The sequence below is a fragment of the Streptomyces sp. R33 genome, assembly GCF_041200175.1.
In the GTDB taxonomy this organism is placed as follows: Bacteria; Actinomycetota; Actinomycetes; order Streptomycetales; family Streptomycetaceae; genus Streptomyces; species Streptomyces katrae_B.
Genome location: NZ_CP165727.1, coordinates 8251859 through 8278429, shown reverse-complemented (window position 1 = coordinate 8278429; position 26571 = coordinate 8251859). Strand labels below are relative to the sequence as shown.

Here is a 26571-nt window from a genome sequence, read left to right as displayed (position 1 = left end):
AGCTCGCGTACGACGTCGGCTGGGAGGCGCACGAAGGGGCCTGGCTGAAGCTCGGCCTGTGGACCATGGCCAGGGGTTTACCCCGCATGGTCATGGCCGGGTTGAACCTCGCTCATCTCGCTGACGCCCGAGCCCTGCGCCTTGTCCTCGGCGCCGAGATCGGACGGGGCATCACGCAGGCGATCGGGCTGGTCGCAGTCAACGGCGTCCTGGGCCACATCCTGGCCGGTGGCACGACGAACGAGCGGCTGGCGAGAGCCGTTCCGGCTCTCGCGGCGGTCGCGGTCACCGCGCTGCTGGGTTCGCTCCTGCGGTCCGCGTCCACGGCGGCGACCGGCGAGCTCGAGCCCAAGGTCCAGCGCGTCGCTACCGAGCGGTACCTGGGGCTGGTGCACCGCGTGGAGCTCGCGGCGATCGAGGACGACGAATTCCACCGCCTGCTGGACGCCGCCCGCTACGGGGCCGATTCCGCCCGCCGGATGATCCGGTACTGCACCAACACACTGAACGCGGGGATCTCCCTGATCGCGGCCGCGGGTGTGCTCACGGTGCTCCACGTCGCGCTCTTGCCTCTTCTGGTCCTGATGACCCTGCCGAGTGCCTGGAGTTCGCTGACGATCTCCAAGCAGCGATACATCTCCTTCCACACCTTCGTGCAGCACGCGCGGGCCGGTCACCTGCTGGGGCAGCTACTGACCCAGCGGGAGGCCGCGGCCGAGGTCAGGGTCCACGAGGTCGGGCCGTTCCTCCTCGGGCACTTCCGGCAGATGGCCGAGACCAGCGAGCGCGAGCAGACCCGTCTGGCCCGCAACGCCGCCAAGATCGGGCTGATCGCGGACGGCGCGTCTGGGGCCGCGACCCTGCTCACGTACGGGGCGCTGGGACTGCTGCTGTGGAGTGGTCGGATGGACCTTGCGGTCGCGGGCACCGCGGTACTCGCCATCCGCGCCGGCGCATCGAGCCTTGATGGCCTGGTCCTGCAGATGGCAGATCTGCACCAGGAGTCGCTGTTCGTCGCCGACTACGAGCGGCTTTGTGCGGAGGCTGAGGCCCGCGCGATCCCGGAGACCGGGGAAGCTCTACCCGAGCAGGTGCGGGAAGTCCGATTCGAGAAGGTCACGTTCACCTATCCGGGCTCCGGGGGCGAGGCGCCCGAGCCGACTCTGCGCGAGGTGTCGCTGTCCTTTCCGATGGGCAAGGTCATCGCCTTGGTCGGGGCGAACGGTTCGGGCAAGTCCACCCTCATCAAGCTCCTGGCCGGCCTGCACCTACCCGACGAGGGCGGCGGCACGATCTGGTGGGACGACGTGGATGCCGCCAAGGCCGACCGCGGCCAGATCTTCGCCCGCATCGCCCTCATGTCGCAGTCCTTCTTCCGGTGGCCCTTCACAGTGCGGGTCAACATCGGCATCGGCCGGCCCACCACGCCCATCGAGGACGAAGCGGTGCAGGACGCGGCGACCTTCTCCGGCGCCGCCAAGTTCATCTCCGCCCTGCCACGGGGCTTCAGCACCCTCCTGGGCCGGGGATACAAGGGCGGGCGCGAGGCGTCCGGCGGCGAATGGCAGCTGATGGGCATCAGCCGCGCCTGGTACAAGCGGGCGGGGATCTTGGTGGTCGACGAGCCGACCAGTGCCCTGGACGCGGTCGCCGAGCAGCGGGTCTTCGACCAGATTCGCGCGCTCGCCGCAACCGGCCAGACGATCATCTTCATCACCCACCGACTGCATTCGGTGCGGCACGCCGACGTCATCCACGTCATGAAGGACGGCCGGCTCGCAGAGTCCGGGACCTTCTCCCAACTCATGGACGAGGAAACCGGCACAGGGGACTTCCGAGACGCCTATCTGGTCCAGGCCGCCGCGTTCGCGGACACCGTCCCTGTCCAGCGTGCCCCCTCCGCGGACACCAAAGCGGAGGAGCGCTCGTGAACGCCGCGTTGGGCCTCCGGGTCCAGGCGGGCACCGATGGTCTGACGTGTCCTCCGCTCCGGAATGCCGGGCCTCGAAGCCTCAGGCGACCGGGATGCCGGGAGACCTCACCATGCCCGCTGCCACCGTGCCGCTGCTCCTCGTCGACGGCCACCACCTCCTCTACCGCGCGCACTTCGGGTTCCCCAAGCGCTTCCACTCCCTGGAGGGCACCGATGTGACCGGCGCGCCGATCGCAGAGTCTTGCCGGCCGGGCCCTCGTCTTCGTCGTGCCCGCATTTGTCCTGGGTAGCTCCCCGGTCTACCGCCTCACCTCCATGCCCGTCCCCGCGTCCACCGCGCCCACCGGTATCACCAACCACCGATCCTGAGGAGTCCACATGGCCAGCCTGTCCACCGAGCCGCGCGGCACCGCAGCACTTCTGGTCAACACCGCCGGTCAGTACCTGCTGCATCTGCGGGACGCCAACAAGCCGCACATCTGTGACCCGGGTACGTGGTCGATCCCGGGTGGTGGCCGCGAGGGCGAGGAGAGCTGCCGCCAGGCGGTCGAGCGCGAGCTGTTGGAAGAAACGGGCCTGAGGGTGCCGCTTGAGCCCCTCACCATCGTCGACGCCCACGGTCCCACCGGCGACAAGGGCCAGATCCAGGTGTACGTCGGCGCCTGGGACGGCGACGACAACACGTTGCCGTGCCCTGAGGGGATCATGTTCCGCTGGTTCGACGCCGAGACCACGGCCTGGCTGACCATGTGCCCGTGGACAGCCGAGGTCATCGCCCTGCACCAGAGGACCGCCTCCGTCCCGGCGCCCCGGTCGCCGAGCTGTCCGGCGCGGGCCGGGGGCAGCCGGGCCCGGCTGAACGCGATCGGCGTCCACCTCTACCTCGAACGTGAAGACGGCCGGATCCTGCTCGGCCGGCGTCACCCCGATGTCGCCTTTGCCGGGAACCAGTTCCACGCCCTCGCCGGCCATCTGGAGACCGAGAACGCGGTGGCCGGGTTGGTCCGGGAGGCCGAGGAGGAGGCAGGTCTTGTGATCGCCCCGGAGGACCTTGAGCTGGTGCACACGGTGCACATGCTCGACGAGGGCGGTGATGGGCAGCCCCGGCTCGGCCTCTTCTTCCGTGCCCGCACGTGGAGCGGAACCCCCGAGGTGCGGGAGCCGGACAAATGCCTCGAATGGGTCTGGGTCGATCCGACTGCGCTTCCCGAGCCGATCGTCGCCTACACCCGGAACGCGATCGAGGCGATCGGCCGCGGCGTCGCCTACTCCGAGCTCGGCTGGACCTGACCCCGCAGCCCTGCCGCCCCGCCACGTCCCGTCCCCGGATGCCAAGGAGCCTGCCCATGACCGATCACTCCCTCTCCGGCGGACGTATGACCGCCGGAGTGCGCACGACGATCCAGCTCGTCGAGCGCGGCCGGCGGACCCTGGCCCGGCTGCGCACAACGGGCCACCCGTGAACACCACACCATCCACCGCATCCACCGCACTCGACCAGGTCAGGAGCAGCACCGTGGGGTACGCCGTCCGCGAGGAGTGGCAGCAGCACTACGCCGACGGGAAGGGGTTCCGGCCCCTCGGTGACGCCGAGCGGGTGCTGCTCGCTGAGCGTGTTCCCGTGCCGGAGGCCGGCGGGCGGGCCCTCGATGTGGGATCCGGGACCGGGGAGTTGGCCGCCTACCTCGGAGCGCTCGGCTACGCGGTGGACGCCGTCGACTTCGCCGGCAGCGCGATCGAGCGTTCCCGCCAGGAGCACCCGGATGCGCGGGGTGTGCGGTGGATGCGCCTGGACATCGAGCACGACGACCCGGCCGGCCTGAACCCGGACGGCTACGACCTGATCACCTTGCGCCTGGTGGTGCCGTTCCTGAAGGACCGCAGCCGTGTCCTGCACGGGCTCGGGGAGCGGCTGCGGCCCGGCGGCGCGCTCGTGATCACCACGCCCACCGCCGAACTGACCGCCAAAGAGCGGCGGGACATCGCCCTCGACGAGGGGGAGATCCTCCAGATCGCCGGGGGCTGGAAGGAGTCGGCACGGCTGGACGCGGACGGTCTCGCGGTCCTGGTCCTGCGCGGGTCCTGCCACACCGACACGACAGCGGCTGAGAAGCGGCCGACGACCAGCCATGCCCTGACCGGCGCCGTGGCCGTGGTCACCGACCTCTCGGGCAGGGTCCTGCTCGGCAGGTCCACCGGCGGAATGTGGGAGCTGCCCGCAGGGAAGACCAGCGGATCGGAGGACTTCGCCGCCGCGGCCGTACGGGAGCTCTTCGAGGAGACCGGCCTGACGGCGGCCGCATCCGACGCCCACGTGGTGACGATGCTCGTCGATGACAGCCACGACATGCCCCGCCTCACCGCGGTGGTCCGGATCACGGCCTTCACCGGCACCCTGACCAACCCGGAGGAGCGGCTTTTCGAGCGGTGGGAGTGGCACGACCTGCACGCCCTGGCCTGCGTCGGGCCCGTGTTCGCACCGGCCGCCCAGTCACTCGAGGCGATCTGGCCCGGGATCATCCCCGGTCTGCCGGCCGTCCACTCCTACCCGCTCGCCGCCATCCACCCGCCCGTCCCCGGCGAACCTGCGGAGGCTGTGCGGCTGCGCGAGCAGATGGCTGACGCCGTCATCGCCGGCGGCTGGGCGCCCTCCGAGGCGGTCCAGGAGGCACTGCGTACCGTTCCTCGCCACCGGTTCGCGCCGGAGATGAGCCTGAGGACCGCGTACGACGACGATCTGGCGGTCGTCACCCGCCGCGACGAGATGGGCCGGGCCATCAGCTCGGTGTCCGCGGCCTGGCTGCAGGCCGACATGATCGAGTCTCTGCGGCTCGTCCCGGGGGCACGCGTGTACGAAGCGGGCTCCGGCGGCTACAACGCCGAACTGATCGCCCACGTCGTCGGACCGGCGGGTTCTGTCGTCACCGGGGACATCGATCCGTACGTCGTGCACCGCACCCAGCGGTTCATCGCCGAGGCCGGCAGCGGACGGGTCACCGCCTTCCAGGGCGACGCGGCCTTCGGCGCCCCGGCGAACCTCGTTCCTAGGGGCGGGTTCGACGCCAGCGTGATCACCTACAACGTGTGGGACATTTCCGCTGCTTGGCGCGAACAGCTCGCCGAGGGCGGTCATCTCGTCCTGCCTCTGGAGATGCACGGCTACACCCGCGCGATCAGCTTCCAGCGTCGAGGAGACGTCCTCCACGCAAGGAAGTTCACGTACTGCGGCTTCGTCCGGGACCAGGGACAGCACGGCCGGACCGTTCCGGTCGTGGGCCTGCTCGACGGCGAGCTGCAGCTCCGATTCGAGGACGGGCTTCCGCTGCCGGCCGAGGGCCTGGAGGAAGCGCTGCGCGGACCACGCCACGAGGTCGCCACCGGGCTGATCATGGGGTTCCAGTTCGACTTCTCATCGCTCCAGCTGTACGCGGCCACGACGCTGCCGGGGTTCTGCCGCCTGGCCGCCCACGCGGACAAGGGATCCGGTGTCACCTTGATCGCGAAGGGATCTGATGCCCCTGCCGTGCTCGGCGACCGGTCGATCGCCTACCTCGTCCACGTCCAGATTCACCACGGGGACACCGTGCAGGAGGGCGGGTGGGAGTTCGTCGTCCACGCCTTCGGCGAGCAGGGCCCTCAGCTTGCACAGCAGTTGGTGGACACGGTCAGGGCCTGGGAGCGCGACGTGCGCGCGGGCGCCGAACCCGCCCTGTCCGTCCACCCGGCCGGGACCCCCGATCACCGGCTGCCCCCGGGGGATGTGCTGGACAAGCCGCTGTGCCGGCTGGTGTTCCAATGGCCGGGGCGTGACGGCCTCCTCCGGGCGCCCGTTAGTGAAGTTGAAGGAGTGATGTCGGGGCCTGATGCTCCCGCCACGGTGGAGAGTCTGTAGGTTGCCTGTCATGGCTGAGCTTGGTCCCGTTGTGTGGCCGCCCGCCCCCTTGCGGACCGGGCGGCTCGTGCTCCGCGAATCGGTGGCCCGGGACCGTGCGGCGTTCATTGAACTGTTCGCCTCGTCGGAGGTGCGGACGTACCTCGGTGGCCCCCGACCACGTGCTGAGCTTGAGAGCGCAGTGCCTGAAGTGCCCGGTCGGCGGCCTGGCGTGTTCGTGGTCGATCACGACGGGGCGATGATCGGCGTCGTCACGCTCGACCGGCGGGACGTGGAGCGTCCGGGGCACGTCCGTCCTGATGCCGGGGAGGCCGAGCTCAGCTACATGTTCCTGCCCAAGGCGTGGGGACGTGGGTACGCCTTTGAGGCATGCTCGGCGGCGCTCGGCTGGGTCGCCGACGCGCTTCCCGGTGAGCCGGTGGTGCTCTGCACTCAGGTGGCCAACGACCGCTCGGTACGTGTCGCGGTGAAACTGGGGTTCACCGAGGTGGAGCGGTTCGAGGAGTTTGGCGCCGAGCAGTGGTTCGGTGTGTGCTCCTCGGGTCCGCGGTCTGGTTGAGCGCGTACCCGATAGCCGTGCGACCCACCCCCCCTCAGATCTCAAGAAGGGTCCGCCCATGACAACACCGTCCCCCTTACCGTCCCTGTTGGCTGTCTGCGCACACCCAGACGATGAGGCGCTCGTGGCCGGTGGAGTCCTCGCCCAGCACGCGGCGGCCGGGGCGCGCACTGCCGTCGTCACGGCTACGTGGGCTCCAGACAGCCTTCGCGCCGCCGAGCTCGCACACGCCCTGCACCTTCTTGGCGCGGGCAAGCCCCGCATGCTCGGATTCGCCGACCTCCGCGTCCCCGACTCCGCCCCCGGTCGGCCCCGCCTCTGTGACGTTCCCCAGGAAGAGGCGGCGGAACGGCTCGTGTCACACGTGCGCGCATTCCGGCCTCAGGTGATCGTGACCCACGACGCGTTCGGGTCGGGGCACCCCGACCATGTCCGCACCCACGAAGTGGTCCTCCAAGCTGTACGCACCGCTGGCATCGAGGGGCTCTGCCCTCAAGCTGGGCCCTCCTGGCGTCCCAGCGCGGTATATGGCGCATCGCACCCTCGCTCGGAGAGCGACGCCCTGGCCGGTCTCCTGTCCACCGTCGGAAAGCGCGTCCACACCGTGCCGGACGAGATGGTTCACGCAGCCGTCGATATCCGCCCCTGGCTGGACCGCAAGCTCGCCGCGATCATGGCGCACGCCAGCGAAGTGGCTCGCGAAAGGTCCCTCCCGGGTCTCCTCGCCCGGCTCCCGAAGCCTGAACGGGAGGCGATCGTGGCGACGGAGTTCTTCACTCGCCTGGACGCCGGGCACTCGCCAGGGCCAAGCAGGCTCAAGGTGTTGACCGTCTGACCAAGCCAACGAGGATCCGGCTGCCGCCGCACCGAATCGCCACGCGGCACAACCACGGGTCGGGGCCCGGTCAGGCACCCTCCGGAAACGGTCGCGCACCGGCTCCCCAAGCGCGCGAACGGGTGCTAGATCCGCGACTTCCGCAACGAGTGCCACGCCGCCCCGACCAGAGCCCGCGTCGACCGGAACACCGAGAGCTGTTCGTGCCGGCGGTACAGGGCCCAGTTGTACGGGACGAGCGACAGCTTGTTCGGCGAGAGCGACCCGGCCCGCTGACTGCCGCTCGCTGTGCGCGCCGCCGAGGGAGCCATCGCGTCGTCGGCTACATCGGACCGAGCGTCGCCGGCCGCGTCCGAACGCCTGGTGGCCGGCCTGCCACTGCTGGGAGGTCGTGGCTGGCGTTGCTCCCCGTGTATCGGCCTGGCAGTAGGCGCTCAGTAGGGGCCGGAGTCGTGGTAGCTGGTGGTGGCGGTGAGCCCGGAGGTCCGGCCGACCGCCCGGACGTGGATGGTGCTGCCGTTCTTGATGGCGCGCCGGATGCTGTAATCGATCCTGCCGCCGTCATCGGCCTGCCTCGGGCCGTACTTCGCCTCACCGCGGCTGTCGGGCCAGGTGTAGTACAGGTCGACCAGCTCGCCGGGCGCGAACCCGCTGCCGTACACACCGCAGCTCGCCCCGTTGCTGCACGGCAGACCGTTCGGAACCAGTCGGGCCGGGCCGGCCGGGGGCTTGGGGCTGCTGCCCTTGCCCGGCTTGGGGGTGGTGCCGCCGTCGGCATCACCCCGCTTCCCGGAACTGCTGTTGCCGCTGTTGCCGCTGTTCCCCGAACTGCTGTTGGCCGAGCCGGTCTCGGTGCCGGACCCGGAGGTCGGCCCCGAGCCGCCGCGGCCGTCGACGGGGCCCGAGCCGGCACCCGAGGCCTGCCACGGCAGGGCGAGGGTGCCGTTTTGCACTGCGGTGAAAGCGAGGACGGCGAGCAGCAGGGCCGCGAGAGAGGCCAGGAAATTCTTCACGACGGTTCCTTCCGGGTGAGCGGGAGTCCGGAGCCGGGCCGACTGGGCCGGCATGAGGGCCCCGGCGATGACCGTGACGACCACCTGTACCGCCGTGCCCGCCACGCCCGCCGCGAAGCCCTTTCGGGACATCGGCGACCGAGAATGGCGGGCAGCGTCTGAGCAGGGGGAGGACGCGGGCGGCGGTGAGCAGGCGGCCGGCCCAAGGCCGGTCCGGTTCTGACAGTGGGACAGCCGGGCGGCAGATCGGTCCGGCTCATGCGGTTCCCTGTCCGCGCGAGGTGGTGGTCCGGCGCGCTCCCCGCAAAGGAGTTGACGTTCGCGCCGGCCGGGAGAAGCTCCTGGGACCCGCCGGCCGGATGCGCTTCTGCCGGGACGACGGGGCCTTCTGGAGCGCCTAGACCGGTGCCTTCTTGTAGATGTGGGCGAGGCTGCCGCACATCACGTTGGAGGAGCCGATCCACATGATCGTGAAGGTATGGCCGTTGCTCTTCCGGGTCACGGCGTCGGCGCAGTAGTCCGGCTTGATCTCGTCGGGTGCGATGCCTTGGGTCGGCAGCGGGAACGGGAGCCGCTTGGGCAGCCAGCAGGCCCCGATGTCGGCGATCCCCTTGAGGTCCTTGCGGACGACCGCCACCAGACCGATCGACCAGGGCGTGCCGTCGTGCTGGTACACCCCGACGGCGAGGCGGTCGGTCGCGTAGGCGCACTCTGCGAGGTCGTTGGCCGCGTTCAGCTTCCCGACGAACTGGCCGAGCCCATTACGGAAGCTCGTGTACTTCGGGTTGCCGCTCTTGGGGACGAAGCCGAGAATCTGGTCGGCCACCCCGGCAAGGGGCAGGCACGGATTCTGATTGATCTTGCTGACCTTGTCCGCCCGCGGGAAGGCGGGGAGCTGGGATCCGGTGAGGGGCCCGGGGGTGGGGCAGGCTGGCTTCTTGGTACTGGCGTCGCCGCCGCTCCGGCCGGCCCCGGCCGAGGACTTCGGGTCGGGTGACGCCGCATGGCGCTGCTGGTCCCCGCCGCCGTGGCCCGACCCGGGGTTCGGCTGCGCGCATGACACGCCCGTCAGTGCGACGACAACCGCCACCGTTGCCACCATCGTTATCCGCCGGCCCTTCGTGGTCGCCCCCAGCGATGCACGTGTCCCCCGTACGGGTGACGACTGCGGGGCGCGGGGCATCGGGCTTTCGGAGCGCAATGAGGGATGATCCGGCTGGTTCGGAGCGGGACGGCCCTCGGCCGTGTCGCCGCGGCTCGCAACGGCCGTGACCACGGCGCGCCGGCGTGCTCGCATCATGTTCTCCCCTTGGGGTGTCGCAAGGTGGGTGTCCGGTCGAGTCGGGTACGATCCCGAGCCGCCTCCGGGTGTGTGCCGATAACAGTGGCGTGCGCAAGCCGCCCGGGGCATCAGTACTGCCACTGAACCGTGGTACGCAGCCGCGGCCGGTCCTCGTCGAGTGCGTCTGCGGGATACTGCCGGTGTGGCCAGTGAATTCATCGGCAGGGCATCCGAGTTGGCGGTCCTTGCCCAGCGGATCGAAGCGACGGCGCGGGGCTGCGGATCCGTGGTGCTGCTCGCGGGGCCGGCGGGCATCGGCAAGAGCACGCTCGCGGCCGAGGCTCTGCGCCGCCACGCCGACCGTGAACGTGTCACCGTCGTGCGGGGCCACTGCCCCAGAGACACGGTGGCACCACCCCTGTGGCCGTGGCAGCATGCACTGCGCGTGGCGGGAGTCACCCTCGCGTTCCCCGGACCGCAAAGCGCCGAGCCGACCGGGGCCGGGGCTGTGGCGCCGCAGCATCAATGGAGTGTGACGGAGCCGGCTGACGCAGCGGCGGCGCGGTTCTTGGAGCTGGCCCGGATGAGCGAGGCGCTGGCCGGGGCGGCCGCCGAACGCGCTCTCGTCGTCCTGCTCGAGGATTTGCACTGGGCCGACACAGCCAGCCTCGATCTGTTGCGGCAGCTGACCAGTGAGGTCACCTACCGTGGGCTGCTCGTTGTCGGCACCTTCCGGGAACCAGCCCCCGAGGAACCCGCCGGGGCGCTCGCGGAACTGGGCCGCTATGGCGCCGAGACGCTGCGCCTGGCGCCCTTCACACCGGCAGAAGTCGCCCAGTGCGTCGGGGAGGCGGACGCGGCGCAGTTCTACCGAAGGACGGGTGGGCTGCCGCTTCTCGTCAGTGCACTGCGCACCCATGCCGGCAGCCTCTGCACCGTCGTCAGCGGCCTGCTGACCGGACTCACCACCGAGCAGAGACTCGTGGTACGGGCGGCGGCCGTACTCGGCGAACCGCTGGACACGGATCTGCTCACCCCGGTCCTGCCACAGCTTGAAGCCACTGCCGTCAGTCGGGCGCTGGAAGCGGCCTGGCACGCCGGGATCCTCACCGCGGAGAACGGCGCCGACACCGGACGCACCTACCGCTTCACCCACGACTTGGTTCGTGAGGAGGTACTCGGCCGAACCACCCCGCCCGCCTCACGTGCTCTGCACCAAGCGGCTGCGCGGGCACTGGAGCAGGCCGGGGACCCTGGCGAGGCAGCCCGTATCGCGGCACACTGGCGGCACTCCGGCACGGAGCCCGCGCACCGCGCCGCCGCAGCACACTGGTCGCGGACCGCCGCGGATCTGGCCCGCGAGCGGCACGCCTATGCGGACGCCGTCCGGCATCTGGCGGACGCCGCCGCCGTCCTCGACGCGGCGGACCCGCAGCGGGCGTCGGCGCTCATCGACCTGGCCCGCGCCGAGTACCTGGTCGGGGACTACGACGCCAGCCTGCGTCACTGCGACGAAGCCTGCGACGCGGCGAAGGCGAAGCGCCGACCCGCGCTGCTCGCCGAGGCTGCCCTGGTGGTGCAGGGCGTCACGTACCCCCATGCCTCGCAGGCCATCACCCGGCTGTGCAAAACGGCCCTGGCCGTCGAGGACCTTGAGGACGCGGTGCGCGCCCGGGTGCTCGCTCAGCTCGCCACCGTCTCGGCCGATCTGGGTTCGCTCGAAGAGGCCGCCGAGCAGGCCCACGCCGCCCTCGAACTGGCCGAGGCCACCGGTGATGCCCGGGCCGAACTCGACGCCGCCCGGGCGTTGCAGATGGTCCTGGCCCATCCTGACGACACCGCCGAACGCCTGCGCCTGGGCGAGTTGGCCGTGTCCGGGGCCGAACGGCTCGGTGACCCCCTAGTCGCCGTCCTGGGCCACCAGTGGCGCGTTCAAGCCGGTTACCTGCTCGGCCGGCTCGACTTGGTGGACGACGCGATCCGCGGCATCGAGGCTATCGCGGACCGGTCATCGCTGCCGCTGACGCGCTGGCACCAACTGCGCGTCACCGCGGCCCGGGCAGCACAGGAAGGACGGTTCGCCGACGCCCGGCGCTGCAACGCGGACGCCACCGAACTCGCCCGGGCCAGCGCAGACCAGTACGCGATCACGATGAGCTACGTACTGCAGCAACAGCTGGCCCTGGTCCGCGGCGACGCCGCGGAACTGTGCGAAGAGATGTGGCGTGACCTCGACCGCGCGCCCGAGAACCCGCTGATCCAGTCCATGCGGGCACGGGCGCTTTTCGTGGCCGGGCGGCCGGACGAGGCACGGGACGCCTACGAGCGGCTACGCCCGCTGCTACCGATCCCGACGGCGAACCCGACGTGGCCCGCGGTGCTGCTGAACCTGGTCGACCTGATCGAGCTGGCTGGTGACGCCTCCGTCGCACGGCTGGTGTACGACCAGCTCGCGGTGTTCAGGCCGTACCCGGGAGCGCTCGGCACCCCCACGGCGTACTTCTCCGGCACGGTCAGCCGCGAACTCGGCCGCCTCGCCCTCACCGCCGGCCGACCGGCACAGGCCGAGGAACTGCTCCGTGAAGCGCTGATCCGCAACCGAGCCCTCGGCGCAAGGCCATATGTGGCACTGACCTGCCTCAACCTCGCCACTGTGGAACGCGACAAAGGCGCCCTCGCCGATGCGGCCGCCCTCGCCGGGGAGGCCGTGGCGATCGCCGACCGGCTGGACCTGCCCGGTCCCTCCGCCGCCGCCGCACGCCTCCTCGACGAGATCGCTGCGCGGCGCGACGACACCGGCCCGCTCACCCCGCGCGAACGGCAGATCGCCGAACTCGTGGTCCGGGCGCGCACGAACCGCCAGATCGCCGACGACCTGATCATCTCCGAACGGACGGTGGAAAGCCACGTCCGCAGCATCCTCGCCAAACTCGGATACGCCAACCGAACCGAAATGACAGCGCGATGGGCAGACCACTGACCCCATCATGGCGACGGGTTTGGACGGGTCCTGGTCGGGCATGATCCGGCCTCTCGATCGGATCGGGCATGACGCGGCGGTGACCAGGCCAGGGGGAGCACCTACGGGCCCCGGTTGATGGTGCCCCGACGCCAGCGCACCTCTTCGGGCGGCACCGCAAGCCGCAGCTCCGACGCCTTGCGCAGCAGCGTCGACAGCACCGCGTGTTCGGCGCAGCTCGAGAGGTATGTCGTCGGTATCGGCGCCGAGCGGACCGTCGGCGGTCCACATGGGCATCCACTCCAATGACTGGGCCACGGTGCGCACTTCGGACATTGCGAATGAGACAGTGGCCCGTCCCCGTCCCGGCCCGGCCCGGCGGCTGCACTGATTGACCTCACTGCCCTGGCGCTCTCCTCCCTCGGGGCTCTTCATGGCTCAACCCGCGCCCTGGATGGGCCCGAGTAGAAGCATGGGCGAGAACCTGCAGTCCGGCGCCGACTGCCAGGTGCAGGTCACTGACCCGCGATCACAACGAAACACCGGCGCCCCTGTTCCCCGGGTCGGAGGGGGGCACGTCGCCGCGCTGGCGGTCACGTGTCACCGCCACGCCCGCCGAGCACGGCCCAGTCCTGGGGCCAGCCGTGGGGCCGCCCCCAGGACATTTTCAGGCGGCCCCGAAGAGGCCGGCCGACCCGCCGTCAGCCCTGCGGGGCGGCCGGTTCGACGTCCTTGGACAGCGGAACCTCTCCGGTGTTGTCGACGTGCCGGGCGGCGACCCACGCGGCCTTGTCACGCAACGCACCGGCTCGCTACTTCTCACACCGGCCGAGGTTGACCACGTAGGTCCCCGCATCGCTCTTCCCCACGCCGGCCGGGTCCGCCGATCCGCCCCTGGGCGCGATGCCGAACTCGGTCAGCGAGGGGTCGCGGATGATCTCGGCGTGGCCGCCTTTGCTGATGTTCAGCCACCAGTTAACGGCCGCCCGCGGAGTGCCCTCTCCGTCCCAGTCGTTGTAGGCAATCTCGTAGCCGGCCCACGACCTGCCGTTCGCGCAGTACCCGGCGTCCTTGATGCGGGCCGCGATCTGCTGTTCCGCCGAACCGGCGACCCGCGGATTCTGGTGCGGATTCTTGCCTGCGCCCCACCACTTCTGAGCCAGCGCGGCGGTCACGTGCTTGTTCGCCGCGTTCCTGAGCTCAGCGGATTGCGAGAGCGGCCGGAGCCCCAGCCTTTGGCGCTCCGCGTTGATGAGGCAGGTGATGCCCTCAATGGCGGGCAGCACCCCGTACCCGAAGCGGCCCGGGTCGGCGGGGGGCGGTTTGTCGTACGAGTCGGGGCTCGCATCCGCGCAGTGCGGCCACGGCTGAGCCACGGCCACAGCCGTGGCCATCGGAACGAGCGGGACGATCAGAACACCCGCCGCCGCCACCGACGTCACAGCCCGTGTATACGGAGTGCGAGTGCGCGGGGTCCTGTGATTGCGCATCCTCATGGAGATTCTCATCTCTCCCCGAGGCCTGTTCTCGCGGTCCCCGTTCCCGGGGACCAGCCTTGGCGCGCCTGTCCCATGATGCGCGCGACGGGGTCGCCGCGCCATTCAAAAAAAGACCGGGGTGCTCCGAGCGCACACGCGCCGACGGCACCCGCACGCCAGGCTCCACCGCCAGGTGTCCCGGCCGGGACGCCCCCGGGCCGCTCCCCCGCACCGCCCCGGAGCCGGGCTTCCAGCCGTCCGCCCAGCGCTGCGCACCCACCGGATGCGACCTCATGAGCAGCAGCCCGCGGGTCGACCCCCGACCAGGCACTCGCCTGCCTGCGCTGGTCACCTGGCTCGCTCAACGCTCCACAGCGGCAGCTGCTCGAAGAAGGTGACCGACTCCTCCCTCCACTGTGACCGCCACCCGGCGGCCACCGCGGACGCCTGCTGCGCATATCGGCGCATATCCGCCTGCATCCTGACTGTCACGCCCCGGCGCTCCCCGATCTCCCGAACGGCAGCAATGGTCTGCGGCGTGCAGGACGGGTCACCAAGTGCGGCTTCCACCACGCGACGCTCGGCGTCGTCGACGGACGCCAGCAGAGCACGGACGGTGTAGCTGTGTTTCCCGTCGCGAATGTCAGTCCCGGTCGGCTTGCCCATGGCGGCCGCGTCTCCGAACAGGTCCAGGTAGTCATCGCGCATCTGCCCGCATATCCCCACCAGCCGCGCATATTCGCGCAGCTCCGTCTCGAAGAGCGCCGGCTGCGCGCCTGCGGCCAGGAGTCCGAGCTGCATGGGCGCGAGGATCGAGTAGCGGGCGGACTTGTAGTCGGCCACGCAGTGGAGGGCGTCCTCGTCCGGTGCGCCGACGAAGTCGCGTTCCAGGTCGATGATCTGGCCCACGAAAGTGTCGGCCGCCGCTCGGGCGAGCGCCTCGACCATGGCCTGCCGCACCGCCCCAGACGTCTTCGCTTCCAGCAATACCTGCAGGGACAGGGCGAGAGCGAGGTCGCCGGCGAGCACGGTCAGACCGAGAGCCGTCTGCGGGTGTTCGGAGAACCGCTCACGGTAGGCGTAATAGGTGGACGGGCCGCCGCGGCGGGTGGGACTGTCGTCGATGAGGTCGTCGTGCACCAGACCGTGCGTCTGCAGCAGCTCGATGCTCAGCGCTGCGGCGTCGAGTCCTCCGACCGGCTCGTCCGTCACCAGACGCGCCGCCTCATGCAGCACAACCACCCGTATCCGCTTCCCACCCCGCAAGGACAACTCTCTGAGAAACTGCAGGCAGTCGGGAGTGAAACGGCTGAACGACGGCGCATCGAGTCCGGCTCTCACCGTGTCGAAGTACTGCTCGAACAGCGTGTTGAACCGCTGCTCATATCCGGCGACACGCTCGAGGATCTGCTGGGTCATGGCGCGTTCTCCCTGCTCGGGGTCGGGGCACCGCTGTAGACGTGCGGCGGTACGAGCTTGTCCCATGATCGGTTGCGGCGGGTTCAGGAGGGGTACCGGGTGGCCTTGACCGCCAAGCCACGCAGAGCGTGATCCGCAGCCGGAGGGAGGCCGGCCAGCACCCGCAGCACAGCGCGCTACCTCGCCGCACCAACGTGGAGTGTGCCTGATGCGCTGTCTTCGGCGACGAGACCGTCGCCGCCGCCATGATCGACCGCCTCGTGCACCACGCCGAGGTCCACTACCTCAAGGGAGATTCCTACCGCATGAAAGGACGCGAACTCGGACGCGCCCCCACCGCCAACGACAACGACTGAACCGAAACCAAACTGGTCCACTTTTCAGCCGACGCCGACATGCTCCCCGCCGACGCGGGGGGGGGGGCTCAGGCCCACCACCTCCGGAGCAGGCGCCGGGGCGGGCCGCCGGGGCGGGGGGGGCGGCCCACGGGTCGGGGGATGCTGCGGCCCGGGAGGGCGGGAGACTGGCTGTGGGCGCCGCGGCGCCGGCTCCACCGTCCAGTGGCTTCCAGGTCACGAGTGCGGCCGCAGGCTCGGCTCGAATTCCGCGCCCGAAGGACCGGCGAAGGGTCACCGCTGCCCCGCGGCCAGCTCGGTGATGCTCGCGTCGTGTTCTGCCGCGCGGGCGCAGGCTACTCGCGTCCGGCAGAGGACACTGGACCCATGAGCGAGCACCGTTTCACCCTCGACGACACCAGCGCCGCCGTCGCCCCGGCCGCTGTCCGCCCGCCCCACTACCTGCACAACCTCCGATACAGGAAGCCGACGGAGGCGACCCGGACCAGCCCCGAGGGGCACACCCTGCGCGCTCTGTCCGACCTCACGGTGGTGACCTGTGCCTGCGGCCTCACGACCCCGGCGCTCCCGAACGACGAGGCACGACTCGTTTACGAGGAGCACCGCAACGAGATCCGTGACGAGATGGCCTGAGCGCCGGCTCAGCGGCCGTTCGCGTGGCGGACCAAGCCTGCGGCGTCACGGGGCGCAGCAGGTCGGTCCGCCGGCCTCTGCCTTCGGCCTTCGTACGGGCGATGCCGTCGGCGACCGTCTGATGGACGGCAGCGGTCGTCCAGCCCGACTGCGGCAGAGTCGCAGTCTCCTGACATCAAGCTGCAGAAACGCCTCACGGCCGGACGCGCTGGCGTCTCCCTCCTCCATCACCGCGTCATCCTGATCGCCCACCTCCGCCGACGCTATGCAGACCGGCCGACGGTGTCACCGAGATGATCTCCGCCTACGAAGGTCTTTCCAGAGCCACGAAAGTGCTCACCGAGGTACGGCGCTACGTGCCCATCCCGCGCGCTCTGGGCCGGCTGTTCAGGGCACGTCGGAGAAGCACACTCGCACTGCGAGGAGGCCACCCGATGAATCCAGATCGGCGATCACCGGGAAGAAGCCATCGCCCCAGCTCGTCATTGCGCACAGTACTCGGGCATCACCGAGTTCCACGGATCCGGCCCCGACTTGCGAAGCACGTACCTCGCGCATGATCTGCCAGTGATGGGAGTGCGGTCGGAAGTCCACCGCCATGCGCCGTCCAGTCTCGTCCTTCCATCTCAACAGGGCGCGTGCTCTGTGCATTGCCTCCGAGACGGGCAGGCCAGTCCACCCGCGAACACCGTCCTCGCCAAGCTCGCCCAGTTCGGGTGCAGCAAACGTTGCAGCCGCTTCGTCTGCCGCGGCACCCCAGAACGCCACATCGGCCAAGCCGTCCACCGGCTCATCGTGCTGCCAGAGGCTCAGGGCGTCGGCATCGCCGAAAAGCACACGTGCCCAGTCCACGCCGATGTCACCCAAGGAAACCGATGACGTCACCTGGCCCTCACTCATCCGGATCGAGATCTCGGACCAGCGTTCCCCGACACCGTCGCCATAGTCGACCCGTGTAGCCAGTACGGGCAGGTGCCGACTTCGGGGTACGCCACCTACTGCAACGACGGGCACGCCGAACATCAAAAAGCTGCCACCGCCCTCTTCGCCTGTCCGACGGGCCCTGTGGGCATGGGCCTCCCGAACCGGCAGGGCCTCCAGCCTCGCGTCAAGGCCGGAAGATCGGCAGTGCTCATCGAAAGTCGCCTCGAATTCGGCGGCTTCCGAGGCCGGGATGTCATGGAGCCTGGAGCCTGGCTGGCGGCCAAAGCACCGAACGGCTTCGGAAGCGTCCGGCCCGGTGACCACGAAGTCAATGGCGCCCGTGACGTCGGCGGCCATTGCAGCGTCTTCAATACCCAAGGAAGCCGGATCGATGTCCGCCGGCGACAGCTCCCCGCTCCACAGCCCCAGGTAACCACCGTCAATGAGCACCAGGGTGCCGGACGGGCAACTGATGGCCCCCAGCTCGAACGTCTCTTCCATGGCGCGCGAGTCTACGACCACCCGGCAAGCCGTCCGCAGGCGGATGGCTCAGCTTCGGACAGCCACTGGGAACCTGCGCTGTGTCCCAGGGCTGTGCACGTTTCCGGGCTCTGTCGCCGATTTTGTGATGGTCAGCCGTCGAAGCGGAGCCAGTCGATGGGGAGGTCGGCCAGCGGGCTCAAAGCGGTTCGGTGGGTGGCCCCAGCCCAGGCGTCGAATTCTTCGCCATCCTCGCTGCCGACACGCATCACCAGGCCGGGTGCCACGTAGAAGCGCGTGGGAACCCAGGGCCAGAAGGGACGCAGTGGCACGGGCTGGAGGACTTGGGTGATCAGCTCGACCTGTGGTGCGGTGAGTCTGCGGGGCAGGGCCAAATGGTCGGCGCCCATGGAAGCCTCGAAGAGGGAGAACTGGATCAGAAAGCCGCTGAGCGGCTCCTGTTCGGCGATCGGTTCCTCATCGAACTCACCGAACCAGACCGTCGGATCGACCTCCGGTTCGTCGAGCGTCCAGAGGAGTGACCAGAAGAAGCCTCCTTGGCTCTCGTCGCCAAAGATCCGCATCTCCCCGCGAAGGTCGGTTTGCAGGCGGGTCTCGGGCAGGATTCTGTTCTGGACTCCGAGGACGTACGGCCGCCGCTCCGCAAGCCGGTACAGCTGTCTCAGCCCATCGGGCAGGGGAGACGCGGTGCGGGGGGTGGGAGGATCGGCCTCTTCGGTCTCCGACTCGGTGGGAGCCGGGTACCAGCCGGAGATGAACTCATTCAGCGCTGCCGCCCTGTCGCCGTTCACATGCCTGAGCCACTCCAGGCCCGGCAGGTCCCCCGCGGGGAGCGGTGGACGTACTCGGTCGAGCGAGTCCCTGCTCAGCGGGGATTCAAGGCGCAATTCGCAGTCGGTCATGACGCCGTCGGATGCGCTGGCCCGGCTTACCTGGCTGGTGCCCAGGTAGAGAACTTCGTCCCCCACACCGACCGCGATGTGGACCGGAAACGGGCCTTCGTCCCCGCCCCGGGGCGACCCCATGAGTCGCTCTGCTACCGGCCCCGGTGCAGGCCCGAGCAGACGGACCTCCTCCGCGTTCCATACACCGCTCACACCAGGGGCATCTCCTGCTTTCGCGATGATCACCGTTCCGGCCGGACCTATGACGACGACGGCACCACCCACCATGTAGCGCCCGGCTGTCGCCGAGCCGCCGACGAGCACGGGTATGCGCTCGTCATCGAACACGGGTGCCGGAATCAGGAAGGGGACTTGATCAGTCATCCCCGCATCATCCTCGACCACCATCGGTCACCCGCAAGCCTGCCCCCCTGCGGCCGTCACAAGATCAGCGCCAGAGTCCGTTTCCGCGTACCGCCCTGTGCACTTTCACGCGACCGCCGACAGCCAACCTAGCGACCGGGAGAGAGGGCTGTGTCGGCCCGTGTTCGGGGTTACTGCCGCGCAGGGGTGGACCATCGCGCGCCCTGGAGCGGAGTCGGGGGCTTCGTTCACCCGCGCCTTCATCAGCAAAGCGATTCGGCGCGCGCGACGAATCGGGCGAGTTCTTCGGCGGCGCCGCGGGGCAGGCCTGCGAGGACTTCCTCCGGCAATGCCGTGATCACGGCAGAGAGCTGCGCGGCGAGGTCCGGCAGCAGGGACCAGGCCGAACGGGGACGCTGGCGGTGGCGAGCAGGAGGTCGCCCTCGTAGAAGTAGGCGTCGAGCAGCGGCTCCTCGAGCAGCAAGCGCACGGCGAGCGGAAGCACGTACGACAGCGCCACCTGCTGCGAGATGAGGGTCCGCAGATCCGCCGGCCCGAGTTCACCCAGCGGAATGCGCCGCAGCTCATGGACCTTGCGGACCAGACGGGTCGCGTCAGAGACAGGAGGCGCCCAGCGGGGTGGGTCCAGCTCATCGAGCGTACGGCCGAGGTGCAAGAGACGGTCCATGGTTCATTCTCGCCAGAGAAGGCAGAGAGTCTCCGGCGAATAGTCCCTGGCGCGCGGGCAGCGGCGCCGTGCAGCAGTCGTGTGCCGCCTAGGGTCGGCCTCCGAATGTCATCGCTCTCAGCACCCCGGACCATCCGCCCCGACAGCAGACACAGCAGCGCCCCGGACCGAGTGGATCCGCCAGCGCCCCTGACGGTCAGGTGGGGCGCACGTTCATCCGTTTCAGGCGGAGGATCTGTGGGCCAGCAAGTCAGGCACGTCGCGATGCCGTTCATCCGAACCACCCCGAGGAGCGTCCCTTTGAAGTGAGCCGGTCTATCTACGTTGTGGTTCGGTCTAAACGCTTGGCCCGTTGTACAGCTCACTCCATGTCCATGGTGCCGCGGTGCGACCGTCCGTCTCTCTCCCGTACTTCGGAATGACATTCTCCTTCGTGCCGGCCTCCATCAGTGCTGACAGCAAAACGATGCCGAGCGGGCTGGTCAGGTCGGCGTGGGCGGCGGGTTGCCGAGCGAGCAGCCGCTGCACCGCCTCCTGCGCCCCAGCCTCCTTCAGTTCCGACAGCAGGGAGACGACACCGCGGGTGTCGGTCAGGTCGGTGTCCATGAGATCGCGTAATTGCCTGGGGTATAACCGGACAGAGTCCGAAAGTCCCGGTTCATGTGTGCTGGTCGTGGTATCCGCTCATGGCCGCGAGCTCGGCCAGAGAGCGGTAATCGGGACGGCAGTTTGAGAGCGTACTGGAACCGAATGATCCGGGACAGGGTCTGCGGCGGGATCCCTACGTGCTCACGGAAGAGAGTCTCTATGCGTCGGCTTCCCCTTCCGGTAGTCCGGCACAGCTCGCGAACGGCCATCCCGCCACGACTGGACCAAAGCTCGTTCCATGCCTCAGTCATCAGAGGCGAAACAGGCGGACGGTCGGTCACCCGTTCCGCCAGGGCGTCGTCGACCACGGCCCACCGACTTGTCCAATCCCGGGCCGCTGCGAGCCGTTCAGTGGTCCTGGCGGTCCCATCAGGTCCTGCGCCTCGGTCAACTGCATAGGCGGGCGCGGGCCTGGCGGCGGAGCTCGACTATGCCCGTCGGGGATGTGCCGGGGGTAGTCCAAAACGGGTGGCCGTACAGACTGCGGAGGGCCTCGACGAGCTCGTGCGGCAGTCGGCGACGGACAGGACGACCGTCGTCTGCCCCGGCCCCGGACGCCGTGCCGTCGGCCGGGTGCGGGGCCCAGGAGCACTGGTTGCCAAGGGCATCCGTGTCGGGTCCCGCATGGGCCTCGCTTGACTGGTGGACGGCGCGACGGGTAGGGAGAGGCTGTTCATTGCGCAAGGTGTGAAACGGGGGACATATGAAGCCGCTCGAAACGGGCGATCCCACCTCGCTCGGCGAGGGTCGCTACCGGCTGGTGGGACGGCTCGGCCAGGGGGGCATGGGCGTGGTCTACCTGGGCCGTTCCCAGTCCGGCCGTGCGGTCGCCGTCAAGGTCGTACGTCCCGAGTTGAGCACCGAGCCCGGGTTCAAGCGCAGGTTCGCCGACGAGGTCGCGGCCGCGCGGCGGGTCGGCGGCTTCCACACCGCGCCGGTGGTCGACGCCGACCCGGACGGGGAGCCGGCCTGGCTGGTGACGGCCTTCGTGCCCGGTCCCACCCTGCAAGCGGTACTCGCGCGCGTCGGATCGCTGCCTCTGGACACGCTCACCGTCCTGGCGGCCGGCCTGGCCGAGGCACTCGAGGCGATCCACCGAGCGGGGGTCATCCACCGCGATCTCAAGCCCGCGAACATCATCGTCGCGGAGGACGGGCCGCGTGTCATCGATTTCGGCATCGCGCGCGCCCTGGACGGAACGTCCCTGACACAGACCGGGCTGCAGGTCGGCACCCCGGGATTCCTGGCACCCGAGCAGCTCACCGGTGGTGGCGCGGTCACCCCTGCGGTCGACATGTTCGCTCTAGGGGTGGTGCTCACCCAGGCGGCGGGTGGCGCCCCCTTCGGTGACGGCCCCTCCGCGGCCAGGCACTTCAAGGTGGTCTACGAGGAGCCGGACCTGACGGCGGTGCCCGGTGAACTCCGCGAAGCCATCGGTGCCTGCCTGTCCAAGGACCCGGCGGCGCGGCCCACCCCGGCCGCCTTCCTCGACACTCTCACCGTCCGCCACCCGGACGGTGGCTCCTGGCTGCCGGAGGCGGCAACGCAACTGCTCCCGCCCCCGGAACCGGCGGTGCGTCCCACCGTGCCGGACGGCCCGTCGGACACGGCGCAGGACCTCGCGGTACCGGACGCCGTCCCGCCGGTCGTCGTGGAGCCCCGTACGGAACAGCCGCGCACCGTGACGGGACCCGCGGCGCGGCTCTCCCCCGCCCCCGCCCCTGCGCAGGTACCGCAGGCGGATGCAGATGCAGACAGGCCCCGGCGGCGCCGCGCGGTGGTGGCGGCGGCGCTCGTGGCTTCTCTCGCGGTCGTCGGCCTGTACGTGTGGCAGCCCTGGAGCGACTCCACCAAGGACAATTCCAAGCCCGGCGCCGCCACGCCCACCGGATCCGCCCCTGCCCCTGCCCCGTTCCCGGCCGATCCCCTGCTGATCCGGCAGGACACCGCCCCGGGCTGGCCCGGGACCTGCCACAGCGTCATCGCCCGCCGGGACGCCGCGACAGAGAAGCCCGTGGGGCTCATCGCAGGGGGCGCAGGCGCATGCGACACCCTGCCCCAGTGGTCCCCTGACCGCAGGTCGTTCGCGTTCACCCGCAGCACACCCGAGGGCACGGCCGTCTGGACCGCCAATGCCGACGGTTCGAACGCCCGGCGGATCACCTCCATCGCCGGCGGCAGGGTGTCCTGGTCTCCGGACGGCAGCCAGCTCGCCGTGCTCCGCAAGGAGGACGGTGTCCAGCAGCTGTTCGTGGTCGGCGTCGCCGACGGCACGGCCCGCCAGCTCACCTCGGGCGGGAGCCAGGTCGAGGATCCCGCGTGGTCGCCGGACGGCAAGAGCATCGCGGTCTGTCTGCAGACGGCGCCCGAGAACTGGCAGATCCACCTGGTCGACCCCGCCGCCCCGAGCCGCGCCCCACAGCAGGTGACCCGGCTGCCCCGTCCGGCACTCGACCCGGTGTGGTCACCCGACGGCTCCACCTTCGCCTATACGGCGGGGACCTACGGCACGGGCACGCAGGGCGACATCCGCCTCGTGGACGCCGACGGCAGTAACGATCGTGAACTGGTCGCCACCAGCGCCCACGAGATGGACCCCGCCTGGTCCGTCGACGGCACGTGGGTGGCCTTCGTCCGCGGCCCGTACGAGAAGCCCGTGATCTGGGCCGTGCGCGCGGACAAGACCGGCGAGCGTACCCTCACCACCGGCGGCGGCGCCGAGGGGCATCCCTCCTGGCGCTGAGAGCGGAAGAGGCCTCCGGGCGACCCTGCACAGGCTCGTGGGTTCCGATGATTCGTGACCTCGTAGGAAACAGGACCGGGCTTCGTGCACTACGGGCAGTCGTTGCGGTGTGTGAATGGACGCCCGGGGCAGACGTGGCACTCAAATAGGTACACACCACCAAGGTCGCCCAGCACCAGGCCAGGACCCGTGGAGAGAGTGTGCCCCTCCTCAACCGGGGTCCAGGCATGCTGGGACACAGCGTCCGCTTCCGTGCTCTCCACTGTCAGCAGGTGTTCCATTCGATTCCCGCATTCGGCGCATTCCGGCCATTCTGGATCCTGGCACCAGCCGGGGTATCCAACCAGTTTCGTCCCGGGCGCGGTGGAGAGGTGGCTCTGGTAGTCCCAGCCCGTCTCCTGGTCCAGGTCCAAGAATCGGACTGGTCGCGGCGGGGTATGGCGGGTCACATCGACAGGCTACGAGAGGAACGGCCGCGCACGGCCGCCGGTCTCACGCGTGCTGCGGAGGAGGCTACTCACCCCTCACGAATAGCTGTCATCACCAACAGACGGTCCGTCGCTTCGGCATCGAGTCGCTCGGACCACGCCGTGCGGAATCGACTCGCCTCTGATCAAGGATCCTGGCACTCTGCCCCTCATGCATGCAGACCCCATCGACCAGGCGCGACGTCTCGTCCGCAGCCGCTTTCCCGATGCGCTCTCCGTGGTCCTCGCCGGCTCCACGGCTACCGGACGAGTCACTGCCAGCAGTGACCTGGACATCGCGGTGCTCATCGAAGACGGCGGCGTGACCTGCCGGGAAACGATCCGGTTCGAGGAACGTGTCGTAGAACTCTTCGTCCACACTCGCACCGGTCTCCTCGAGCTCTTCGCCGCAGACATCGCCGCACGGCGGGCGGTCCTTCAGAACATGTACGCCTCCGGTCTCGTTCTGGTCGATTCCAATGGCCAGGCCGGCCGCGCTCGCGCCCTGGCCGAAGCGGACCTTCGCGAAGGTCCGTCTCCACTGGATCCGGAGACCGTCGATACGAAACGCTACGGGCTGACGGACGCACTGGACGACCTCGCTGACGCGAGTGACCCCATCGAGCGTCTGGCCGTGGCCGGGTACGTGGTCAATGCCGCCGCCGATCTGCTCTGCGACCACCATCACGCGTGGATCGGCGGCGGGAAATGGCTGCCCCGACGCCTGCTGGAAGCCGACCCACAGCGCGGAGCCGCCCTCCTCGAAGGACACCACCACTTGTGCGGGTCAGGCGACCCCACAGCACTGATCAGCGCAGCGTCGAAGGTGCTCGACCTCGTCGGCGGCCCTCTCCGCGAGGGATACCGCAGGACCTGGCACGGCACCATCGACTCGGTTGCCGCGGCGCGCTGACACAGAGTGCCAGCACCGCGGCCGACAACGGACAGCTGGCAACCCCGTCCACAACTTCTTCTCCAGGGCCAAGCCGTCCGCCAGAACGCCGGGACCGGGGACGGACGCGGCGGCCCGGGCGAGCATCGACTCGAAGGGAGGGTCAGGACCACTCGGGGTTGACCTCCTTCACCGCCGCTCCGGGCCAGCGCTCAACGGCGCGCCCTTCACGCCGTCGGAGAACGCGGTGGTCTTTCGGGCCGGCGGCTCGGGGCGGTTTTGCTTCCACCACCAGCACCATCGTCTTGTCGTACTCCCGCCAGGCCATGACGGACTCGGGCGGAAGCTCGTACGACTTCTCGACGGTCCCGGCGGGGCCGCTCCACCGGACCGTACTGGTCGCCCAGGTCCAGGCGACCACTACGTCGGGTTCTGCTGCTGCCACTGGACTCTTTCTCCGGCTCATCGCCAGTGGTTGGTGTCCACGATCTCGCCGGTCTCCAGGTCGATGCGGCCCTGGAAATCACCCGCGTTGCGCGTGACCATGATCATGAGCGGTCGGCCGTCCTGCGGCACAGCGAGGTAGAAGCCGTGCACTTCGCTCGGCGTGTACACCAGGCCACGCGGCGGGTGCAGCCGGAACCGTTCCGAGCCGTCGGCCCGGAAGACCACCGCGTTGTCCGCCGGGGTGAACGGTGCAGTGTTGATGGCTTCCACCACCACGACCAGCGTCTCGTCGTACTCCCGCCACGCCATGACATCCTGCGGCGGACGCTCGTACGACTTCTCGGCGCTCCCCGCCGGGCCACTCCACCGGACCGTGGTGTCACCCGGGGCCCAGGTGACCACGACGCCGGGATCTGCTTCTGTCACTTGGGGATCTCCATGGGTGGGCCGACTGGGATCAGTCCCAGCCGGAAGTCACTCCGGATCGTGACTGGTCTTCGACTGTGATTCCCTTCGGTCCGCCTGCGTGGAAGTGCGGTCCGGCGGGATCGTCGGTGTGCTCGACAACAACCGGGCCCAGGTCGTGGGCGGAGCGGGGACGGCTGAACGTCCGTCTGTGGACGGGTCTGCACCGCCACTTTGAGGGCCGCCAGGGCAAGGGCTATTCGCCTGCACGCAGTCACTCCCCGGCAGCCCCGTGGTCACCCCGTGACAGCAGCCGACCGGGCATGGATCCTCCCCCACCAGGCGTGCCGCACGCGCTACCGCTGACACCCACCCGCTGCCACCAGCACGCACATGCACAACTACACGGCATCGGGCCTAGAAGGGAAGACCGACCAGGCCCCATTGCCGGGCGCCGGCCTCCGTGGCCACGTCGCCCCATTCGCGCAACAGCGCTGCGGCGGCGTCGAAGTCGGTGGGCCGGCCCGCCCAGCCGGCGGCCTCGGCTTCGAAGGGCCCGCGCAGTTCCTCCAGCCGGGGCGCGGCCACCTGCCAGGAGCGGGCCAGCTCCGACACCTCGTCGGGGGCGCTGAGCAAGCGCACCCGGGGGCGCCACGGAGCGGGGTCGTCGGGGAAGCCGCGCGCGGCGGGCCGTTGCTCCTCCGCGGCGGCCGTGGGGTCCGTCCCCGTGAGGTCGTCCGGGTCCTCCCAGAACAGGCCGCGCAGGAAGTGGTCCAGGGCGTCGCGCAGTTCGGGCGCCACCGAGGTCCGGACCTCCTCCCAGGCATTGCCCAATCGGGGGTGCCAGGCGTAGGAACCGGTGGTTCCGTGGAAACGGTACTCGGCGCACCAGGACACCTGCCGCTGCCACACCCAGCCGCCCGTCACGGCATAGTCGGCGTCTTCGCACACCTCGCAGCAGAAGTCGGGGCAGGCGGCATCGCCCAGTACCTTCACCCTGTCGTCCGCCGGTATCCGCGCCAGGTGCTCCCAGTCGACCATGAGCACCGTGATGTCGAGTCCCATCGGGACAGGCTAGTACCAACGCCGTGTGGTCCTGGTTCAGGGCCAGGGGTCAGTGTGTCAAGCAGACTGAAGGAGAGATGGGGCTCCTGCTAGAACCGTGTCGACCAAGATCGCTGTTCAGCAGGGGCCCCATGGACGCCCAGTCTGTCGCCTCTCATGAAGGAGCGGTTGCCGCAGGTCCGTTC

The 26571-nt window shown here is 69.8% G+C and carries 20 protein-coding genes and 2 pseudogenes; 10 read left to right on the top strand and 12 right to left on the bottom strand.

Annotated features, from left to right (window positions below):
• The first annotated feature begins 65 nt into the window (after nucleotides 1–65).
• The 5 genes from AB5J51_RS38065 to AB5J51_RS38045 all read left to right on the top strand — a co-directional run bounded on the left by AB5J51_RS38065 (nucleotide 66) and on the right by AB5J51_RS38045 (nucleotide 7219).
• Complete coding sequence (locus AB5J51_RS38065; RefSeq protein WP_369780382.1) at nucleotides 66–1931, top strand: ATP-binding cassette domain-containing protein; 1866 nt, start codon at nucleotides 66–68, stop codon at nucleotides 1929–1931.
• Nucleotides 1932–2311: 380 nt separating this feature from the next.
• Nucleotides 2312–3223, top strand: a complete 912-nt coding sequence (locus AB5J51_RS38060; RefSeq protein ID WP_369779867.1) for an NUDIX domain-containing protein — start codon at nucleotides 2312–2314, stop codon at nucleotides 3221–3223.
• A 226-nt stretch (nucleotides 3224–3449) separates the two neighbouring features.
• Nucleotides 3450–5825 carry a methyltransferase, FxLD system gene (gene fxlM, locus AB5J51_RS38055; protein ID WP_369780381.1) on the top strand — a complete coding sequence of 792 codons (2376 nt, stop codon included), beginning with the start codon at nucleotides 3450–3452 and terminating at the stop codon, nucleotides 5823–5825.
• Nucleotides 5826–5835: 10 nt separating this feature from the next.
• Entirely contained in the window at nucleotides 5836–6384 is a 549-nt protein-coding gene (locus tag AB5J51_RS38050) for a GNAT family N-acetyltransferase (protein ID WP_369779866.1), read from the top strand.
• A gap of 58 nt (nucleotides 6385–6442) precedes the next feature.
• Nucleotides 6443–7219, top strand: coding sequence for a PIG-L deacetylase family protein (locus AB5J51_RS38045; RefSeq protein WP_369779865.1), 777 nt, complete (start codon nucleotides 6443–6445; stop codon nucleotides 7217–7219).
• Between the two features lie 125 nt (nucleotides 7220–7344).
• Here AB5J51_RS38045 and AB5J51_RS38040 read toward each other — a convergent pair.
• The 3 genes and pseudogenes from AB5J51_RS38040 to AB5J51_RS38030 all read right to left on the bottom strand — a co-directional run.
• Nucleotides 7345–7491 (bottom strand): annotated as a pseudogene (locus AB5J51_RS38040) (glycosyltransferase family 2 protein); the annotation flags it as partial.
• Between the two features lie 162 nt (nucleotides 7492–7653).
• The gene (locus AB5J51_RS38035) at nucleotides 7654–8364 is read right to left on the bottom strand and encodes a hypothetical protein (RefSeq protein ID WP_369779864.1); all 711 of its coding nucleotides are present in this window, start codon (nucleotides 8362–8364) and stop codon (nucleotides 7654–7656) included.
• Between the two features lie 265 nt (nucleotides 8365–8629).
• Nucleotides 8630–9322, bottom strand: a complete 693-nt coding sequence (locus AB5J51_RS38030; RefSeq protein WP_369779863.1) for a hypothetical protein — start codon at nucleotides 9320–9322, stop codon at nucleotides 8630–8632.
• Nucleotides 9323–9716: 394 nt separating this feature from the next.
• Here AB5J51_RS38030 and AB5J51_RS38025 point away from each other — a divergent pair, with 394 nt between their 5' ends.
• A complete protein-coding gene (locus AB5J51_RS38025) occupies nucleotides 9717–12494 on the top strand; it encodes an AAA family ATPase (protein WP_369779862.1) in 2778 nt (925 codons plus the stop codon).
• 791 nt (nucleotides 12495–13285) lie between these two features.
• On the opposite strand, the gene AB5J51_RS38020 is transcribed toward AB5J51_RS38025, so the two are convergent.
• Both AB5J51_RS38020 and AB5J51_RS38015 read right to left on the bottom strand, forming a co-directional pair.
• On the bottom strand, nucleotides 13286–13915 hold the full coding sequence (locus tag AB5J51_RS38020) for a CAP domain-containing protein (protein ID WP_369779861.1): 630 nt from the start codon (nucleotides 13913–13915) through the stop codon (nucleotides 13286–13288).
• Between the two features lie 384 nt (nucleotides 13916–14299).
• Nucleotides 14300–15370 (bottom strand): polyprenyl synthetase family protein, encoded by a 1071-nt coding sequence (locus tag AB5J51_RS38015; RefSeq protein WP_369779860.1) that lies wholly within the window; start codon nucleotides 15368–15370, stop codon nucleotides 14300–14302.
• Between the two features lie 224 nt (nucleotides 15371–15594).
• On the opposite strand from AB5J51_RS38015, the pseudogene AB5J51_RS38010 reads away from it, so the two are divergent.
• Both AB5J51_RS38010 and AB5J51_RS38005 read left to right on the top strand, forming a co-directional pair.
• A pseudogene (locus AB5J51_RS38010) lies at nucleotides 15595–15726 on the top strand (ATP-binding protein); the annotation flags it as partial.
• 366 nt (nucleotides 15727–16092) lie between these two features.
• Nucleotides 16093–16359, top strand: coding sequence for a hypothetical protein (locus AB5J51_RS38005; RefSeq protein WP_369779859.1), 267 nt, complete (start codon nucleotides 16093–16095; stop codon nucleotides 16357–16359).
• Nucleotides 16360–16746: 387 nt separating this feature from the next.
• Here AB5J51_RS38005 and AB5J51_RS38000 read toward each other — a convergent pair whose 3' ends face one another.
• From AB5J51_RS38000 to AB5J51_RS37985, 4 genes are all read right to left on the bottom strand, one after another.
• Complete coding sequence (locus tag AB5J51_RS38000; protein WP_369779858.1) at nucleotides 16747–17784, bottom strand: hypothetical protein; 1038 nt, start codon at nucleotides 17782–17784, stop codon at nucleotides 16747–16749.
• 131 nt (nucleotides 17785–17915) lie between these two features.
• The gene (locus AB5J51_RS37995) at nucleotides 17916–19052 is read right to left on the bottom strand and encodes a hypothetical protein (RefSeq protein WP_369779857.1); all 1137 of its coding nucleotides are present in this window, start codon (nucleotides 19050–19052) and stop codon (nucleotides 17916–17918) included.
• A gap of 337 nt (nucleotides 19053–19389) precedes the next feature.
• Nucleotides 19390–19719, bottom strand: a complete 330-nt coding sequence (locus AB5J51_RS37990) for a contact-dependent growth inhibition system immunity protein (protein WP_369779856.1) — start codon at nucleotides 19717–19719, stop codon at nucleotides 19390–19392.
• A gap of 336 nt (nucleotides 19720–20055) precedes the next feature.
• Nucleotides 20056–20325 carry a hypothetical protein gene (locus AB5J51_RS37985; RefSeq protein ID WP_369779855.1) on the bottom strand — a complete coding sequence of 90 codons (270 nt, stop codon included), beginning with the start codon at nucleotides 20323–20325 and terminating at the stop codon, nucleotides 20056–20058.
• A gap of 745 nt (nucleotides 20326–21070) precedes the next feature.
• On the opposite strand from AB5J51_RS37985, the gene AB5J51_RS37980 reads away from it, so the two are divergent.
• Both AB5J51_RS37980 and AB5J51_RS37975 read left to right on the top strand, forming a co-directional pair.
• The gene (locus AB5J51_RS37980) at nucleotides 21071–23110 is read left to right on the top strand and encodes a protein kinase (protein ID WP_369779854.1); all 2040 of its coding nucleotides are present in this window, start codon (nucleotides 21071–21073) and stop codon (nucleotides 23108–23110) included.
• Between the two features lie 639 nt (nucleotides 23111–23749).
• A complete protein-coding gene (locus AB5J51_RS37975) occupies nucleotides 23750–24490 on the top strand; it encodes a nucleotidyltransferase domain-containing protein (RefSeq protein WP_369779853.1) in 741 nt (246 codons plus the stop codon).
• 142 nt (nucleotides 24491–24632) lie between these two features.
• Here the strand turns inward: AB5J51_RS37975 and AB5J51_RS37970 are convergent, their stop codons facing one another.
• The 3 genes from AB5J51_RS37970 to AB5J51_RS37960 form a co-directional block, all read right to left on the bottom strand.
• Nucleotides 24633–24914, bottom strand: coding sequence for a hypothetical protein (locus tag AB5J51_RS37970; protein ID WP_369779852.1), 282 nt, complete (start codon nucleotides 24912–24914; stop codon nucleotides 24633–24635).
• A 17-nt stretch (nucleotides 24915–24931) separates the two neighbouring features.
• Nucleotides 24932–25342 carry a hypothetical protein gene (locus AB5J51_RS37965; RefSeq protein ID WP_369779851.1) on the bottom strand — a complete coding sequence of 137 codons (411 nt, stop codon included), beginning with the start codon at nucleotides 25340–25342 and terminating at the stop codon, nucleotides 24932–24934.
• A gap of 396 nt (nucleotides 25343–25738) precedes the next feature.
• Entirely contained in the window at nucleotides 25739–26386 is a 648-nt protein-coding gene (locus AB5J51_RS37960) for a hypothetical protein (protein ID WP_369779850.1), read from the bottom strand.
• Between the last annotated feature and the right edge of the window lie 185 nt (nucleotides 26387–26571).